The organism is Stenotrophomonas sp. YJH_SMC_73, from assembly GCF_059370155.1.
The window spans coordinates 98,981-113,511 of the sequence record NZ_JCAFTJ010000013.1; the positions used below are offsets into that span (position 1 = coordinate 98,981).

Here is a 14,531-nt window from a genome sequence, read left to right on the forward strand (position 1 = left end):
TAATCAGGGGCGGTCGTTGTGGACCGCAGTCACGCGCAGGCGCAGCTTGCGGCCGCCGGGCGCGTTCCAGTCGATGCTCTGGCCGATGGCCAGGCCGAGCAGGGCACTGCCGACCGGGGCCAGCACGGAGACCTTGCCTTCATCGACATTGGCTTCGCGGGGGAAGACCAGGGTCAGGACGTGCTTTTCGCCCGACACTTCATCTTCGCACTCCACGCGCGAATGCATCATGACGATGCCTTCGGGAATCTGGTCCGGTGCCAGCACGGTGGCCCGGTTGAGTTCTTCAGCAAGCGCGAGCGCGGCAGGCGTCTGGCTCAGCGCAGGGGATTCGAGCATGGCGTCCAGGCGGTCCATGTCGAAGGTAGAAACGGTGATCGACGGCGGCAGGCCGCTGGCGGTGTTCATGGTGAAGCTCCTTGGTTGAAAGCCATGCAAAAGGCGGCACCTGCTGGCGCCGCCTGTCTGTATTGTGGGGACAAATGCGGCCGGAATCGACTCCTGCCGATTCCGGGCCGGTGCTGCGGGGGCTCAGCCGTTCAGCGCGGGGCCGGGCAGGGCCGGTGCATCGCTGCCGGCATCGAGCGCCTCCAGCGTGAACAGTGCCTGCGGCAGGCGCTTGAACTGGTCGGCCAGCTCCATCAGGAAGTCGTTCATGGCCGAGCTGCGGCGCCAGATCATGGCGATGCGGCGGCTGGGACGGCCTTCGCCGGTGAAATCGAGCAGGCGGATGTTGTTCGAGCGCGGCACCGGCGGCTGCACCGACAGGCTCGGCAGCAGGGTGATGCCGACGTCGGCGGCGACCATCTGCCGCAGGGTTTCCAGGCTGGTGGCGCGGAATTCGGACTTCTCGTTGGCGCCGAACAGTCGGCAGACTTCCAGCGCCTGGTCGCGCAGGCAATGCCCGTCTTCCAGCAGCAGCAGCTTCTGCGTGGCCAGTTCCTGCACGTCCAGGTGTTCGCGGCGGGCCAGCGGGTGGCGCCCGGACACGGCCAGCAGGAACGGTTCCTCGAACAGGAATTCGGCATGCAGCTGGTCGTCGATCACCGGCAGGGCCAGCAGTGCGGCGTCGAGCTTGCCTTCGCGCAGGCGGTCCAGCAGCACGTCGCTCTTTTCCTCGACCAGCAGCAGTTCCAGCTCCGGGAAGCGCTCGCGGATGCGCGGGATCACATGCGGCAGCAGGTACGGGCCGAGGGTCGGGAAGATGCCCAGGCGCACCGTGCCGGCTTCCGGATCGCGGCTGCGTCGCGCCGCCTCCTTCAGCTGTTCCACTTCGGACACGATCACCCGCGCCCGTGCCGCCGCTTCCTGGCCGGCCGGGGTCAGCATCACCTTGCGCGGTGCGCGTTCCACCAGCGGCAGGCCCAGCTCTTCTTCCAGCTTGCGGATCTGCGTCGACAGCGTGGGCTGGCTGACGAAGCAGGAGGCGGCAGCCCGGCCGAAATGCTTGTGGTCGGCCAGGGCTACCAGGTACTTCAGATCACGTAGGTTCATCCTTACACCCCAGGGGTAACGGACCGGCTGACGGCGTGGTTACCCGACAGGCAGACAATGTTCCCGGTGATCTGGGAACGGTGGATCAGGCTGCTTCAGCAACGGCACCGCTGCTGTTGCTCACCGACGAGCGGATCAGGTGGTCGAACGCACTCAGTGCGGCGGTCGAGCCGGCGCCCATGGCAATGATGATCTGCTTGTAGGGCACCGTCGTGCAATCGCCAGCGGCGAACACGCCCGGCAGGTTGGTCTGGCCGCGGTCGTCGATGACGATCTCGCCGCGCGGCGACAGCGCCACCACATCCTTCAGCCACTCGGTGTTGGGCAGCAGGCCGATCTGCACGAAGATGCCTTCCAGCTCGACGCGGTGGGCATCGCCGCCGACGCGGTCCTTGTAGACCAGGCCGGTGACGCGGCTGCCGTCGCCCAGCACTTCGGTGGTCTGCGCGCTGGTCAGCACGGTCACGTTGCCCAGGCTGCGCAGCTTCTTCTGCAGCACTTCATCGGCGCGCAGGCTGGAATCGAACTCCAGCAGGGTCACATGCGACACGATGCCGGCCAGGTCGATGGCCGCTTCCACGCCGGAGTTGCCGCCGCCGATCACCGCCACGCGCTTGCCCTTGAACAGCGGGCCATCGCAGTGCGGGCAGTACGCCACGCCCTTGTTGCGGTACTGGTCTTCGCCCGGCACGTTCATCTGCCGCCAGCGCGCGCCGGTGGACAGGATCACCGAACGCGACTTCAGTACCGCGCCGTTTTCCAGCTGCACCTGCACCAGGCCGTCTTCGCCGGCCGGCACCAGCGCACTGGCGCGCTGCAGGTTCATGATGTCCACCTCGTACTCGCGCACGTGCTGCTCCAGCGCCGTGGCCAGCTTGGGGCCCTCGGTCTCCTTCACCGAAATGAAGTTCTCGATCGCCATGGTGTCCAGCACCTGGCCACCGAAACGCTCGGCGGCGATGCCGGTACGGATGCCCTTGCGTGCGGCGTAGATCGCCGCTGCAGCGCCGGCCGGGCCACCGCCCACCACCAGCACGTCGAAGGCGTCCTTGGCGGCGATCTTCTCGGCATCGCGCTTGCCGGCGTTGGTGTCCAGCTTGGCCACGATCTGCTCGAGGGTCATGCGGCCCTGGTCGAAGATTTCACCGTTGAGGTACACGGTCGGCACCGACATGATCTCGCGCTTCTCGACTTCGTCCTGGAACAGGGCGCCATCGATGGCCACGTGCTGGATGCGCGGGTTGAGCACCGCGGCCAGGTTCAGCGCCTGCACCACGTCCGGGCAGTTCTGGCAGGACAGCGAGAAGTAGGTCTCGAACCGGTAGTCGCCTTCCAGGTTCTGCACCTGCTCGATCAGCTCGGCGGTGGCCTTGGACGGGTGCCCGCCGACCTGCAGCAGCGCCAGCACCAGCGAGGTGAACTCGTGGCCCATCGGCAGGCCGGCGAAGGTCAGGTGGATGTCCTGGCCCGGGGTGCCCAGGTCGAAGGACGGCACGCGGCCCTGGCCATCGCGCAGCACCTGCAGCGAGATCTTGTCCGACAGGCTGTCCAGGGTCTGCAGCAGTTCCAGCATTTCCTGCGACTTGGCGCCGTCGTCGGCGTGCGCGGTGATCTGGATCGGGCGGGTCACGCGCTCCAGATAGGTCTTCAGCTGCGACTGCAGGTTGGCGTCCAACATCGGTCTTCTCCTGGCTTCAGGCAAACAGAGGGCGTGGCACCGCTGTACAAGGTAGCGGACCAGCTGGGGGTAGGGGTGAACCCAAGACAGCGACCGTGGAAGGGGCTGGCTGGCCAAGGCGGGCGAGCGTTGGCTGTCTTGGGTTCACCCCCACGCCGGCGGGGGGACCGGCACGGGGATGAAGGGCGCGCCGCGGCGTGGGGCCACGGCAGGCCGGTACTGCCTTAGATCTTGCCGACCAGGTCCAGCGACGGGGTCAGGGTCTTCTCGCCTTCCTTCCACTTGGCCGGGCAGACCTGGTTCGGGTTGGCGGCGGTGAACTGGGCAGCCTTCAGCTTGCGCAGGGTCTCGGACACGTCACGGGCGATCTCGTTGGAGTGGATCTCCAGGGTCTTGATCACGCCTTCCGGGTTGATGATGAAGGTGCCGCGCAGGGCCAGGCCTTCTTCCGGAATGTGCACGCCGAAAGCGTTGGTCAGCTGGTGGGTCGGGTCGCCGACCAGCGGGAACTGGGCCTTGCCGACGGCCGGCGAGGTCTCGTGCCACACCTTGTGCGAGAAGTGGGTATCGGTGGTGACGATGTAGACCTCGGCGCCGGCCTTCTTGAACTCGGCGTAGTGGTCAGCTGCGTCCTCGATCTCGGTCGGGCAGTTGAAGGTGAAGGCGGCCGGCATGAAGATCAGGACGGACCACTGGCCCTTCAGGCTGGCGTCGGAAACCTTGATGAACTCGCCGTTGTGGTAAGCGTTGGCTTCGAACGGCTGGATCTGGGTGTTGATGAGGGACATCATTTTTCCTCTTGGTGAAGGGGAGTGGGTGAATCGACAGGAGCTAGGTTACCCATTCGCTGGCGATAAGAACAATGCATTGATTGCATCTACTTGATAGATGTAGTCTATCAAAAGGCACTGAGCAGGCACTGAACCCGGCCGCTTTCATCCTGCAACTGACTGTGTGACAAGGAAAATCTCGCCGGACCGCTGCCTGGGGCCGATAGCCCCTCCTTATCCCGTCCGGCGTAACCTGAACGGATTCCGATTTTGTAGAGCCGAGCCCGCGCTCGGCTGCTCCAGAAGCAGCCGAGCGCGGGCTCGGCTCTACAATTGCGGAATGTCTTTCCAAACCGAACCCACCCTGCGCCAGATCGTGGCCGAGGCCAGTGTCCGCTTGGGCGGCGTCGAAGCTCGCCACGAGGCGGAGCTGCTGCTGCTGCATGTGCTGGAACGCCCACGCAGTTGGCTGTTCGCGCATGCCACCGATCCGCTGGCCGCCGCCGACCAGGCCGCCTTCGAGACGCTGTTGGCCCGCCGCGTGGCCGGCGAGCCGGTCGCCTACCTGACCGGCCGCCGCGGATTCTGGACGCTGGATCTGGAGGTCGATCCGGCCACGCTGATCCCGCGCCCGGAGACCGAACTGCTGGTCGAGCTGGCGCTGGAACGCCTGCCGCAGGACCGTGCGCTGCGGCTCGCTGACCTGGGCACCGGCAGCGGCGCGATCGCCTTGGCGCTGGCCAGCGAGCGGCCACAGGCACAGGTGCTGGCCACCGATGCCAGCCCGGGTGCGCTGGCCGTGGCCGTGCGCAATGCTGCGCGCCATGAACTGCGCAACGTCCGCTTCGCCGAGGGCGGGCACGATTGGTACGCGCCGTTGCAGGGCATGCGCTTCGACCTGATTGCGAGCAATCCGCCGTACATCTCCAGCGACGACCCGCACCTGCGACAGGGCGACCTGCGCTTCGAACCGGCCTCCGCGCTGGAGTCCGGTGTGGACGGCCTGGATGACATCCGCCGCATCATCGACGGCGGCCAGGCGCATCTGCTGCCCGGTGGCTGGTTGCTGATCGAGCACGGATGGGACCAGGGCGCGGCGATCCGCGCGCTGTTCGACGCCGCCGGTTTTGCCGAGGTGCAGACCGTGCAGGACCTGGAGCAGCGCGACCGGATCACCCTGGGCCGGCGACCGGCCTAGAATGGGGGTTCTCCTGCCCCGGCAGGGCATCACCCTGGAGCTGCAAGCATGCGTACGCTGTACCCCGCCATCACCCCCTACGACGTCGGCACCCTGAAGGTCGACGACCGCCACACGCTGTATTTCGAACAGTGCGGCAACCCGGACGGCAAGCCGGTGGTGATGCTGCACGGTGGCCCGGGCGGTGGTTGCAGCGACAAGATGCGCCAGTTCCATGACCCGTCCAAGTACCGCATCATCCTGTTCGACCAGCGTGGTGCGGGTCGATCCACCCCGCACGCGGACCTGGTGGACAACACCACCTGGGACCTGGTCGCCGATATCGAGAAGCTGCGCGAGCACCTGAAGGTCGATCGCTGGCAGGTGTTCGGTGGCAGCTGGGGCTCGACCCTGGCCCTGGCTTATGCCGAGACCCATCCGCAGCGCGTGACCGAACTGGTCCTGCGCGGCATCTTCATGCTGCGCCGCTGGGAGCTGGAATGGTTCTACCAGGAAGGCGCCAACCGCCTGTTCCCGGATGCGTGGGAGCATTACCTGAAGCCGATCCCGTCGGTGGAGCGTCATGACCTGATCTCGGCCTTCCACCGCCGCCTGACCAGCGACGACGAAACCACCCGCCTGGAAGCCGCCAAGGCGTGGGCGGTGTGGGAAGGCGCGACCAGTTTCCTGCACGTCGATGACGACTTCATCAACAGCCACGAAGACCCGCACTTCGCCTTGGCCTTCGCCCGCATCGAGAACCACTACTTCGTCAACGGTGGCTTCTTCGAGGTGGAAGACCAGCTGCTGCGCGACGCGCACCGCATCGCCGACATCCCGGGCGTGATCGTGCACGGCCGCTACGACGTGGTCTGCCCGCTGGCCAACGCCTGGGACCTGACCAAGGCGTGGCCGAAGGCGAAGCTGGAAATCACCGCGGCCTCGGGACATTCGGCGTTCGAAGCCGAGAACGTGGACGCGCTGGTGCGCGCCACCGATAGCTTCGCCTGATCGGTAGTGCCGGCCGCTGGCCGGCAATGCCTTACCGGTCCGTTTCGCCGCCGCCCGATGTGGCTCGCCGGCCAGCGGCCGGCGCTACCGGATAGCCAAGGCCTCGGGCCATTCGGCGTTCGAAGCCGAGAACGTGGACGCGCTGGTGCGCGCCACCGATGGCTTCGCCTGATCGGTAGTGCCGGCCGCTGGCCGGCAATGCCTTACCGGTCCGTTTCGCCGCCGCCCGATGTGGCTCGCCGGCCAGCGGCCGGCGCTACCGGTACCCAAGGGTTCTGACGCGCCGAAACCTTCATCCACGCATGGCGTGGATTTACCAATCCCCGGCCAGCAACGCGTCGGCCAGCACCTGCAGCTTCGGCGAGTGCTGGCGCGACGGTGGGTAGATCAGCGACAGCGCGCGGCTGCGGCCTTCAAGCGGCTGCAGCACGCGTTGCAGGCGGCCGTCAGCCAGCGCGTCGGCCACCGCGAAATCCATCACCTGCACGATGCCGATGCCGGCGATGGCCGCTTCCACCAGCGGATCGCCACTGTCGAACACCATCCGCGTCGGTGGGGTGAAGTCGCGCAGTTGGCCCTCCTGCAGGAACTGCCAGTCCACCAGCCGGCCACTGCGCAGGTTGCGCACCGCCAGGCACGCGTGATCCCGCAGCGCGGCCACATCGTCCGGTGCGCCACAGCGGGCCAGATACGCGGGGCTGGCCACCGTCACCCAGCGCAGCGGACGCAGCGGGCGCGCGACGATGCGCTGGTCGGCGATGACGCCGGTGCGCAGGGCGGCATCGAAACCTTCCTCGACCAGATCGACCAGACGGTCATTGAGCACGGCCTCCACCTGCAGTTGCGGGTGCTGTTGCAGCAACGGCGCCAGCAGCGGTACCAGCACCTTGCGCCCGAACATCGAGGGCGCGCTGATCTTCAGGGTGCCCGCGGGCGTGCAGGGACGGTCGGCCAACTGGCGTTCGGCATCCTCCAGGCCACACAGCAGCGGTGCCACCTGATCGACGAACTGGCGGCCATCCGGGGTCAGCGCCACGTTGCGGGTGTTCCGCTGCAGCAGCTTCACCCCCAGCGTGGCCTCCAGCCGGCCGATCGCGCGCGACAGGCCGGACTGGCTCAGGCCCAGCTGCCCGGCGGCGACGGTGAAACTGCGGGCTTCGGCCACCTGCACCAGCATGCGCACTGCATTGAGGTCCATCGAAGTTCCATTCATGATGAAAATCATGACAGATATGGCTGGCAGGGGGTTTATTGATTCGGTCGCATCAATGAGACTGCGCTCCCCCACCGCACCAGACCGCCGATGCCTCCCCTCAAGTACCCGCGCTGGGCGATGACCCTGCTGGCCACTGCCCAGCTGATCATCGCCCTGGATGCCACCATCATCTTCGTCGCCCTGCACGACATGGGTCGCGCGCTGCAGATCAACGCGCAGCAGCTGCAATGGGTAGTCAGTGCCTACACCGTGGCGTTCGGCGGCAGCCTGCTGCTGGGCGGGCGCGCCGCCGACCTGATCGGCCGCCGCCGCTTCTACCGGCTGGGCATGCTGCTGTTCGCGCTGGCGTCGCTGTTCGGCGCGCTGGCGCCGAATGCCACCCTGTTGATCATCGCGCGCGCGGCGCAGGGCATCGGTGCCGCGTTGCTGTTCCCGGCCACGCTGGCGCTGATCAACACGTTGTATGCGGAAGGCCCGGTGCGCAACCGCGCACTGGCGATCTGGAGCATGGCCAGTGCGGTCGGCCTGGCGCTGGGCACGCTGCTCGGTGGCGTGCTGACCCAGGCGTTCGGCTGGCCGGCGGTGCTGGCGGTGATCGTTCCGCTGGCCACCGCCTGTGCAGTCGCGGCCGGCGCGTGGTTGCCGGCCGATGGCCCGCGTGTGCAGGGCCGTTCCTTCGATCTGGCCGGTTGCCTCACCGTCACCGCCGGCGGCAGCCTGCTGGTCACCACCCTGGTGCAAGGGCCGGAGTGGGGCTGGACGGCCCGCGCCACGCTCATCTGCCTGCTGCTTTCAGCCGTACTGTTGACGGTGTTCGTACAGATCGAAAAGCGCAGCCGTGACCCGCTGATGCAGTTTGCGCTGCTGCGCCTGCCCGGCCTGCGCGCGGCACTCGGCCTGACCTTCGCCTTCATGAGCAGCTATGGCGTGCAGTACTACTTCCTGGCGCTCTACTTCCAGGATGGTTACGGCTGGAGCCCGCTGCAGGCCGGCATGGCCTTCCTGCTGCCGACCGTGGTGTGCACCTTCGGCATCCGCATTGCCGAACGCATGCTGCGGCGCCGTTCGCCACGGCAGGTGCTGGCCTGGGGCTTCGCGGCCGGTGCCATCGGCATCACTGCGGTGGCGCTGGCGATGCCGCATGGCGCCGGTTACTGGCCGCTGCTGCCGGGCATCGTGGTGCTCAGCGTGGGCCAGGGCATGAGCTGGACGGCGATGTGGATCGTGGCCGGGCAGGGCGTGCCGGGGCCGCAGCAGGGTGTGGCGTCCGGCATGGCCGCCACCGCACAGCAGATCGGCGGCGCGTTGGGACTGGCGGTACTGGTGATGGTGGCCAACGCCGCGCGTGGCACGCAGGAGGCAACCAGCCCTGATGCGCTGCAGGGCATGGTCAATGCGCAGTACGGCGCCGCGCTGTTCGCCGCGTTCGGCGTGGCCATCGCGCTGGGCCTGCGCCCGGCGCCGGTCGAATCGGCTGCTGCCGTCCGCCCGGTCAACGAGGCATGATTGAAGGCGTTGCCGTGGGTGGATGTGCCACGCCTGCGGTGGTGCCGGCCGCTGGCCGGCAACCCCGGGGTGGTTGGATCATTGAGGTTGCCGGCCAGCGGCCGGCACTACCGATACGGGATGGGACCACGCGCGTTCAACCGAACGCCAGCAACTGTGGCTGCAAGGCGCTGAAGATCCGCGCCAGCCGCTCCGCCCACGCCTGCTGCCCGGCGGCATCGGCGATCAGGTCCTGGCGGATCTCCAGTTCCACGTGCACCAGGCCGCGCCCTTCGCCGTGCACCGGTACCGCGTAGTCGCTGGTGCTGCTGACCGAATACGGTTCGTTGTCACCCACCACCAGGTCGCCTTCATCGCGCAGTGCCTGCAGCAGTGCATGCGCAAAGCGCGTGTCCTGGTGGTACAGCACGCCGGCGTGCCACGGCCGCTGCGTGCCGTTCATCACTGGCGTGAAGCTGTGCATCATCACCAGCAGGGTGGGGCGGCCGGCATCGCGGCGTGCATCCAGTTCCGCGTCGATGCGCGCATGGTAGGGCGCGTGGATCGCATCGATGCGCTGCTGCCGCTGTGCAGCCGACAGCCTGGCATTGCCCGGGACCACGGTGTGGTCGCTCACTTCCGGAATCAGCGTCGGCGAGGCCAGTGGGCGGTTGCAGTCGATCAGCAGCCGCGAATAGGTCTGTTCGATCGCCCATGCATCCAGCCGTTCGGCCAGTGCGCGGGTGGTGCCGGCGATGCCGATGTCCCAGCCGATATGGCGGTCCAGCTCGGCCTGGGCCAGGCCGAGCCCGGTCAGCGCGCGTGGCACCTGCTGGCCGGCGTGATCGGCCAGCAGCAGGTACGGCGAGGCGCCCTGCGGCCGGTGGAGGGTATAGATCGCCGGGTCGTCGGCGCCCAGCAGCGCCGGCAGCACGTGCAGGTCGGCGTCAGCCACGCGGGCGCCCGTCCAGGTGGTGCTCGATCATCCACAGGCCCGCCCACAGCTTGGCATCCAGCTCATAGCCTTCGCCCATCTTCTGCACCAGCCAGGCCGCCGCCTGCGCGCGCGGAATCTCGTGCACGGTGATGTCTTCGCTGTCATCGCCGCCACCTTCGCCGATCCGGCGCAGGCCGGTGGCGCGTACGAAGGCGATCTTCTCGCTGCTGGCGCCGGAGGACGTCGGGCCGATCATCAGCACTTCGGCGTGATCGGCGGTCCAGCCGGTTTCTTCTTCCAGCTCGCGCACGGCCGAGACTTCGATCGATTCGCCGGCGTGGATGTCGCCGACCAGGCCGGCCGGCATCTCGATGGTGGGGGCCTGCAGCGGCACGCGGAACTGTTCGACGAACAGCACCTTGTCCTCCGGGGTCACCGCGATGATGATCGCGGCCAGGCCACCGGCATGGGTACGTTCGCTGTATTCCCAGGTGCCGCGTACCAGCATGCGCTGGTACTTGCCTTCATAGACGACACGCGGGGCTTCGGTGTTGCGCTGGCTCATGCGGGCTCGCTGTGGGTGGGAAGAATATCGGGCACGCCGGCGGCATCGAACAGCCGGCGGCGGGTCATCGGGCCGAAGCGCAGGGTCTGGCACAGGCCGCCGAGCAGCTCGGGGTCGGCGGTCTGGCGCAGCAGGCCGGGTTGGCTGCCTTCCAGCGGCGCGTCCAGCGCGATGGTGGTCAGCTGGCGCCAGAGCAGGGCGTGCTCGCGCTGCTCGCGCAGGCGCACCGCCATCTGGGCGGCACCGCGCAGGCGCAGGAACGGCACTTCGTCCAGGCGTTCGTACAGCGCATCCAAGCTGCCGAAATGGGCCAGCAGCACGGCGGCGGACTTGCTGCCGACACCACTGACACCGGGAATGTTGTCCACCGCATCGCCGCACAGCGCCAGGTAATCGGCAATCTGGTGCGCGTGCACGCCGTGCCGTGCCTTCACGCCGGCCACGTCCCAGCGCTGGTTGCGGGCGTAGTCCCACTGTTCGTCGTGATCCAGCAGCAGCTGCGACAGGTCCTTGTCGGCGGAGATGATCACCCCGCGATGGCTGCCGCGGTGCACGTGCAGTGCGCTGCCGATCAGGTCGTCGGCTTCGTAGTCGTGGTGGGCGAGGATGGCAAGGCCCAACGCCGCGCACAGCGCCTTGCAGTGCACGAACTGGCGCTTGAGCGCTTCCGGTGCCGGATCACGGTTGGCCTTGTAGGCCGGATACAGGCGGTGGCGGAAGCCGCTGTCGAGCGCTTCGTCGAAGGCAATGGCGATGTGCCGCGGGCGCTCGCGCTCCAGCAGGTCCAGCAGGAAGCGGGCGAAGCCGTGCACAGCATTGGTCGGCCAGCCCTGCGCGTCCTGGAACTGGTCCGGCAGCGAGTGCCAGGCGCGGAACACGTAGATGCTGGCATCGACCAGGTACAGCGACGGCGGCGGTGCCGGCAGGGTCATGCCGGCGGCGTCCAGTCCTGCAGCAGGGTCGCTGGGTCGGGGCGCTCGCGCTCGGGCACGTCGGCCTTGGCGGTGCCGATGTGGATGAAGCCGGCGATGCGTTCACCCTCGACCAGGCCCAGGTGGGCCTGCACGACCGGATCGAAGGCCATCCAGGCCGTCAGCCACTGTGCGCCGAAGCCAAGCGCCTGCGCGGCCTGCAGCAGGGCGAAGCAGACGCAGCCGGCGGTCATCAGCTGTTCCTGTTCTGGCACCTTCGGGTCCGGGCGTGGGCTGGCGACCACCACGATCACCAGCGGGGCGTGGCTGAAACGCTGGCGGTCCTTCTCGAACACGGCCTCGCCGGCATGCGGGTCGCGCTGGCGGCTGCGCTTGGCCAGGAAGTCGCCCAGAGTGTGACGTGCATCGCCGGCGATCTTCAGGAAGCGGAACGGCACGCGCTTGCCGTGGTCGGGCACGCGCACGGCCGACGCCAGCATCCGCTGCAGGGTGGCCGGGTCCGGGCCGGGCTCGCCCAGTTGCCGCGAAGGCACTGAGCGGCGGGCATCCAGGGCGAGCAGGGCAGCGGGGTCGGGCATGGAGTCTGAACCGGTCATCACGGGTGTTTGATTATAGTCGGGGTGGTCAATGACGCCGTCTGTGTCGCGTCCGGCCCCTGAATACCAAACTGTGATGAACATCATGCCACTGGCGGGAAACGGACAGCCGCTTCCCCTCGCCTCGTGGGCCTTGCACGGCTTACGATACCCCTCTTGCCGGGCCGCCGGTCATGAGGTTTGAAGTGAGGACTGTTTCACTGTCCGTGACGGGCTGGCCGGCCTACCATCGACGTTCCGGTACATGGGGTGTGCCGGTCGTCGCGATGTCCATGCTGTCTGTCGTACCAGAGAAGGTGGGGAGCCTTCCCGAATGATGAGCGTGCCCACACCGATGGGATCGCCGGGCCGTGACCCGGCCCAGCTCCAGCTTGCCCGGGACATGGTCCTGCCCGCGCTGTGCCAGGCCTTCGGGGCCGCACTGGCGCGTTTCGACGATGCCCTGTTCGACCGCGCCGGCAATGCCGGCTCGTCGCAGTTGCTGTTCCTGGACGCGATGCGCGAACTGCGCCGCCGCCGTGAGGAGATCGCTGCCGCCTTCGCCGGCCACCTGCAGCAGGCGTGGGCCGCATTGGCGGCCGGTGAGCCGCTGTCGGCCGAGGCGACCCTGTCCGGGCCGGCCGAGGATGGCCTGAGCCTGCTGGCCGAACACGTACTGGAATCGCGGTTGGCGGTGCGCAATTTCGCCACTGTATTGCTGCGTGACTTCAAGCCGGTGCTGGCGCGGCTGGACCGCCGCCTGGGCCGGTTGATCGGCGGCGTGGAACTGGACGCCGACCACAATCCCATCAGCCCCGAACATCTGGGCGTGGCCATCCACGAGGCCTTTGCCGGCTGCGAACTGGCCCCGGAAGTGCATCTGGTGCTGATCAAGCTGTGCGAGCGCGACCTGCGTGCACCGGTCGGCCGCATCTACGAGAAGCTGGACGAGCAGCTGGCCGCAGCCGGCGTGATGTCGCAGATGGGGGCTCCGCAGCGCCCACAACCACCGGCACCGGATCCGCGCATGACCGGGATGCTGGATGACCTGGTCGAGCATCGCCACGGCGCGGGCGTCGATCCGGGGTTCAGCGATGACGAGCAGGCCGCACCGGCCTGGGCGCAGCGCTTTGCCGCCCGCTGGTCCGAGCGCCGCGGGCATATGCAGCAGCACCTGGGCGGCGATGATGGCGCCGCCGGCGAGGCCTACGCCGGCCAGCAAGGCATGCTGCTGGAAGCGTTGCACGAACTGCTGCAGCAGACCCGCCATGTGCGTGAGGACGCCACGTCTGCGGCACAGGTGGCGGTCGGCCAGCAGCGCCCGCTCAGCCAGCGCGAAATGATGTCGGTGCTGTCGCTGCTGCAGGCCACGCCGAGCGCGACGCTGCGTGCAGCCATCGGCGAGGACGGCGAATCGCTGGCGCAGCGGCTGAAGAGCGAAGTGCTGTCCAGCGCCACCCAGCTCGGCGTCGATCCGGGCCAGACCCGGCTGGACCCGCAGGATGAGGATGCCATCGACCTGGTCGGCATGCTGTTCGACGTGATGCTGGACGAACGTGAACTGGAAGGCCGCTCGCGCGAACTGATCGGCCGCCTGGTCGTGCCTTTCGTCAAGGTCGCCATGCTCGACCGCCGCATGTTCGTGCAGAAGACCCATCCGGCGCGCAAGCTGCTCAATTCGCTGGCCGAGGCCTGCGAGGGCAACACCGGCGAGAGCCAGGCCGAGCGCATGCTGATGGCCAAGGTCGAGGAGATCATCGAGCGCCTGGTGGCCGAGTTCAACGAGAACCTGGCGATCTTCCTGACCCTGGAAGAAGAATTCCGCGAGTTCCTGGTGCAGCATCGCCGCCGCGTGGAAATCGCCGAGCGCCGTGCCGCGGAGACGCAGCGTGGGCAGGAAAAGCTGGAGATGGCCCGCAGCCGGGCCAGCGCGGAACTGGATCGTCGCATCGGTGATGCCACCCTTCCGCCGGCCATTGCCGAGTTCCTGCGCCAGCCCTGGCAGCACCACCTGACCCTGGCGCTGCTGCGCGAGGGCGAAGAAGGCGCGTCGGTGGCCGAGGCACTGAGCCTCGGCGACGGCCTGCTGGAGGAAGTGGCCGAGGCACGCCGGCAGATTGTCGGCAAGCCATGGCTGCAGGCCTGGCAGCCGGTGCTGGCCAAGGTGTTTGCCAGCGTCGGTGTGCACGGCGATGCGGCTACCGGTGCGATCGACGCCCTGCACGACACGTTGCAGGGCATCGCCGAGTCGCGGCCGGAACTGCAGCGCGCGCTGCCCGAGCTGCCGCAGGTCGCGCTGCCGGCACCGCCGGTGGCCGAATCGCCAGCGGTGGAACTCAGCGGGCAGATCGATGCCGACGATTTCGACAACGCCGATGCCGACCGCTTCCGACGCATGGAAATCGGCAACTGGTTGGACTTCGTCGACAAGGACGGCAAAGTCCAGGCGGGCAAGCTGTCCTGGGTCAGCCCGATTTCCTCGCGCCTGCTGTTCGTCAACCGTCGCGGCGTGCGCTTCTGCGTGGCCTCGCCAGAAGAGCTGGCGGTGATGGTGCGGCTCGGCCGCCTGCGTGCCCACGTTGACGATGGCGCCTTCGACAGCGCCATGCAGGGCGTGATCGACCGCCTCGACCCGGGCAGCACCACCCTGCACTGAGTGCTGGCTGCCTGCTAGGATCGGGAAAACTCACC

General features: G+C 67.9%; 13 protein-coding genes. 4 read left to right on the forward strand and 9 right to left on the reverse strand.

Annotation, left to right across the window (positions count from 1 at the left end):
* Nucleotides 1-3: 3 nt before the first annotated feature.
* From rnk to ahpC, 4 genes are all read right to left on the reverse strand, one after another.
* A complete protein-coding gene (gene rnk, locus AC5P8R_RS18680; protein ID WP_014036052.1) occupies nt 4-408 on the reverse strand; it encodes a nucleoside diphosphate kinase regulator in 405 nt (134 codons plus the stop codon).
* Nucleotides 409-531: 123 nt separating this feature from the next.
* Complete coding sequence (locus AC5P8R_RS18685; RefSeq protein ID WP_014646003.1) at nt 532-1,494, reverse strand: LysR substrate-binding domain-containing protein; 963 nt, start codon at nt 1,492-1,494, stop codon at nt 532-534.
* An 85-nt stretch (nt 1,495-1,579) separates the two neighbouring features.
* Nucleotides 1,580-3,172, reverse strand: coding sequence for an alkyl hydroperoxide reductase subunit F (gene ahpF, locus AC5P8R_RS18690; protein ID WP_014646004.1), 1,593 nt, complete (start codon nt 3,170-3,172; stop codon nt 1,580-1,582).
* 224 nt (nt 3,173-3,396) lie between these two features.
* Nucleotides 3,397-3,960 (reverse strand): alkyl hydroperoxide reductase subunit C, encoded by a 564-nt coding sequence (gene ahpC, locus AC5P8R_RS18695; RefSeq protein ID WP_005408159.1) that lies wholly within the window; start codon nt 3,958-3,960, stop codon nt 3,397-3,399.
* Between the two features lie 322 nt (nt 3,961-4,282).
* Between ahpC and prmC the strand changes: the two genes are divergently transcribed.
* Nucleotides 4,283-5,140, forward strand: coding sequence for a peptide chain release factor N(5)-glutamine methyltransferase (gene prmC, locus AC5P8R_RS18700; RefSeq protein ID WP_495223719.1), 858 nt, complete (start codon nt 4,283-4,285; stop codon nt 5,138-5,140).
* Between the two features lie 48 nt (nt 5,141-5,188).
* Entirely contained in the window at nt 5,189-6,130 is a 942-nt protein-coding gene (pip, locus tag AC5P8R_RS18705) for a prolyl aminopeptidase (protein WP_495223720.1), read from the forward strand.
* Between the two features lie 313 nt (nt 6,131-6,443).
* Here pip and AC5P8R_RS18710 read toward each other — a convergent pair whose 3' ends face one another.
* Nucleotides 6,444-7,328, reverse strand: coding sequence for a LysR family transcriptional regulator (locus AC5P8R_RS18710; protein WP_495223728.1), 885 nt, complete (start codon nt 7,326-7,328; stop codon nt 6,444-6,446).
* Nucleotides 7,329-7,433: 105 nt separating this feature from the next.
* Between AC5P8R_RS18710 and AC5P8R_RS18715 the strand changes: the two genes are divergently transcribed.
* Complete coding sequence (locus AC5P8R_RS18715; RefSeq protein ID WP_495223721.1) at nt 7,434-8,852, forward strand: MFS transporter; 1,419 nt, start codon at nt 7,434-7,436, stop codon at nt 8,850-8,852.
* 136 nt (nt 8,853-8,988) lie between these two features.
* Here the strand turns inward: AC5P8R_RS18715 and AC5P8R_RS18720 are convergent, their stop codons facing one another.
* The 4 genes from AC5P8R_RS18720 to AC5P8R_RS18735 are packed head-to-tail and all read right to left on the reverse strand — an operon-like array spanning nt 8,989 to nt 11,843.
* Complete coding sequence (locus AC5P8R_RS18720; RefSeq protein WP_014646009.1) at nt 8,989-9,786, reverse strand: N-formylglutamate amidohydrolase; 798 nt, start codon at nt 9,784-9,786, stop codon at nt 8,989-8,991.
* Complete coding sequence (locus AC5P8R_RS18725) at nt 9,779-10,333, reverse strand: NUDIX hydrolase (protein WP_024957736.1); 555 nt, start codon at nt 10,331-10,333, stop codon at nt 9,779-9,781. Before AC5P8R_RS18725 ends, AC5P8R_RS18720 begins: the two co-directional genes overlap by 8 nt.
* Nucleotides 10,330-11,265: a 5'-3' exonuclease gene (locus AC5P8R_RS18730; protein ID WP_049408486.1), complete on the reverse strand. Its 936-nt coding sequence runs from the start codon at nt 11,263-11,265 to the stop codon at nt 10,330-10,332. Before AC5P8R_RS18730 ends, AC5P8R_RS18725 begins: the two co-directional genes overlap by 4 nt.
* Nucleotides 11,262-11,843 (reverse strand): nitroreductase family protein, encoded by a 582-nt coding sequence (locus tag AC5P8R_RS18735; protein ID WP_014646012.1) that lies wholly within the window; start codon nt 11,841-11,843, stop codon nt 11,262-11,264. Before AC5P8R_RS18735 ends, AC5P8R_RS18730 begins: the two co-directional genes overlap by 4 nt.
* Before the next feature lie 331 nt (nt 11,844-12,174).
* Here AC5P8R_RS18735 and pacR point away from each other — a divergent pair, with 331 nt between their 5' ends.
* Nucleotides 12,175-14,496 (forward strand): PacR family protein, encoded by a 2,322-nt coding sequence (gene pacR, locus AC5P8R_RS18740; protein ID WP_032956973.1) that lies wholly within the window; start codon nt 12,175-12,177, stop codon nt 14,494-14,496.
* Nucleotides 14,497-14,531: the final 35 nt, after the last annotated feature.

Excerpts from the sequence above, each read along its gene's own strand:
- rnk (WP_014036052.1), bottom strand. The coding sequence starts at position 408 with ATGAACACCGCCAGCGGCCTGCCGCCGTCGATCACCGTTTCTACCTTC.
- AC5P8R_RS18685 (WP_014646003.1), bottom strand. The coding sequence starts at position 1,494 with ATGAACCTACGTGATCTGAAGTACCTGGTAGCCCTGGCCGACCACAAG.
- ahpF (WP_014646004.1), bottom strand. The coding sequence starts at position 3,172 with ATGTTGGACGCCAACCTGCAGTCGCAGCTGAAGACCTATCTGGAGCGC.
- ahpC (WP_005408159.1), bottom strand. The coding sequence starts at position 3,960 with ATGTCCCTCATCAACACCCAGATCCAGCCGTTCGAAGCCAACGCTTAC.
- prmC (WP_495223719.1), top strand. The coding sequence starts at position 4,283 with ATGTCTTTCCAAACCGAACCCACCCTGCGCCAGATCGTGGCCGAGGCC.
- pip (WP_495223720.1), top strand. The coding sequence starts at position 5,189 with ATGCGTACGCTGTACCCCGCCATCACCCCCTACGACGTCGGCACCCTG.
- AC5P8R_RS18710 (WP_495223728.1), bottom strand. The coding sequence starts at position 7,328 with ATGGACCTCAATGCAGTGCGCATGCTGGTGCAGGTGGCCGAAGCCCGC.
- AC5P8R_RS18715 (WP_495223721.1), top strand. The coding sequence starts at position 7,434 with ATGCCTCCCCTCAAGTACCCGCGCTGGGCGATGACCCTGCTGGCCACT.
- AC5P8R_RS18725 (WP_024957736.1), bottom strand. The coding sequence starts at position 10,333 with ATGAGCCAGCGCAACACCGAAGCCCCGCGTGTCGTCTATGAAGGCAAG.
- AC5P8R_RS18730 (WP_049408486.1), bottom strand. The coding sequence starts at position 11,265 with ATGACCCTGCCGGCACCGCCGCCGTCGCTGTACCTGGTCGATGCCAGC.
- AC5P8R_RS18735 (WP_014646012.1), bottom strand. The coding sequence starts at position 11,843 with ATGCCCGACCCCGCTGCCCTGCTCGCCCTGGATGCCCGCCGCTCAGTG.
- pacR (WP_032956973.1), top strand. The coding sequence starts at position 12,175 with ATGATGAGCGTGCCCACACCGATGGGATCGCCGGGCCGTGACCCGGCC.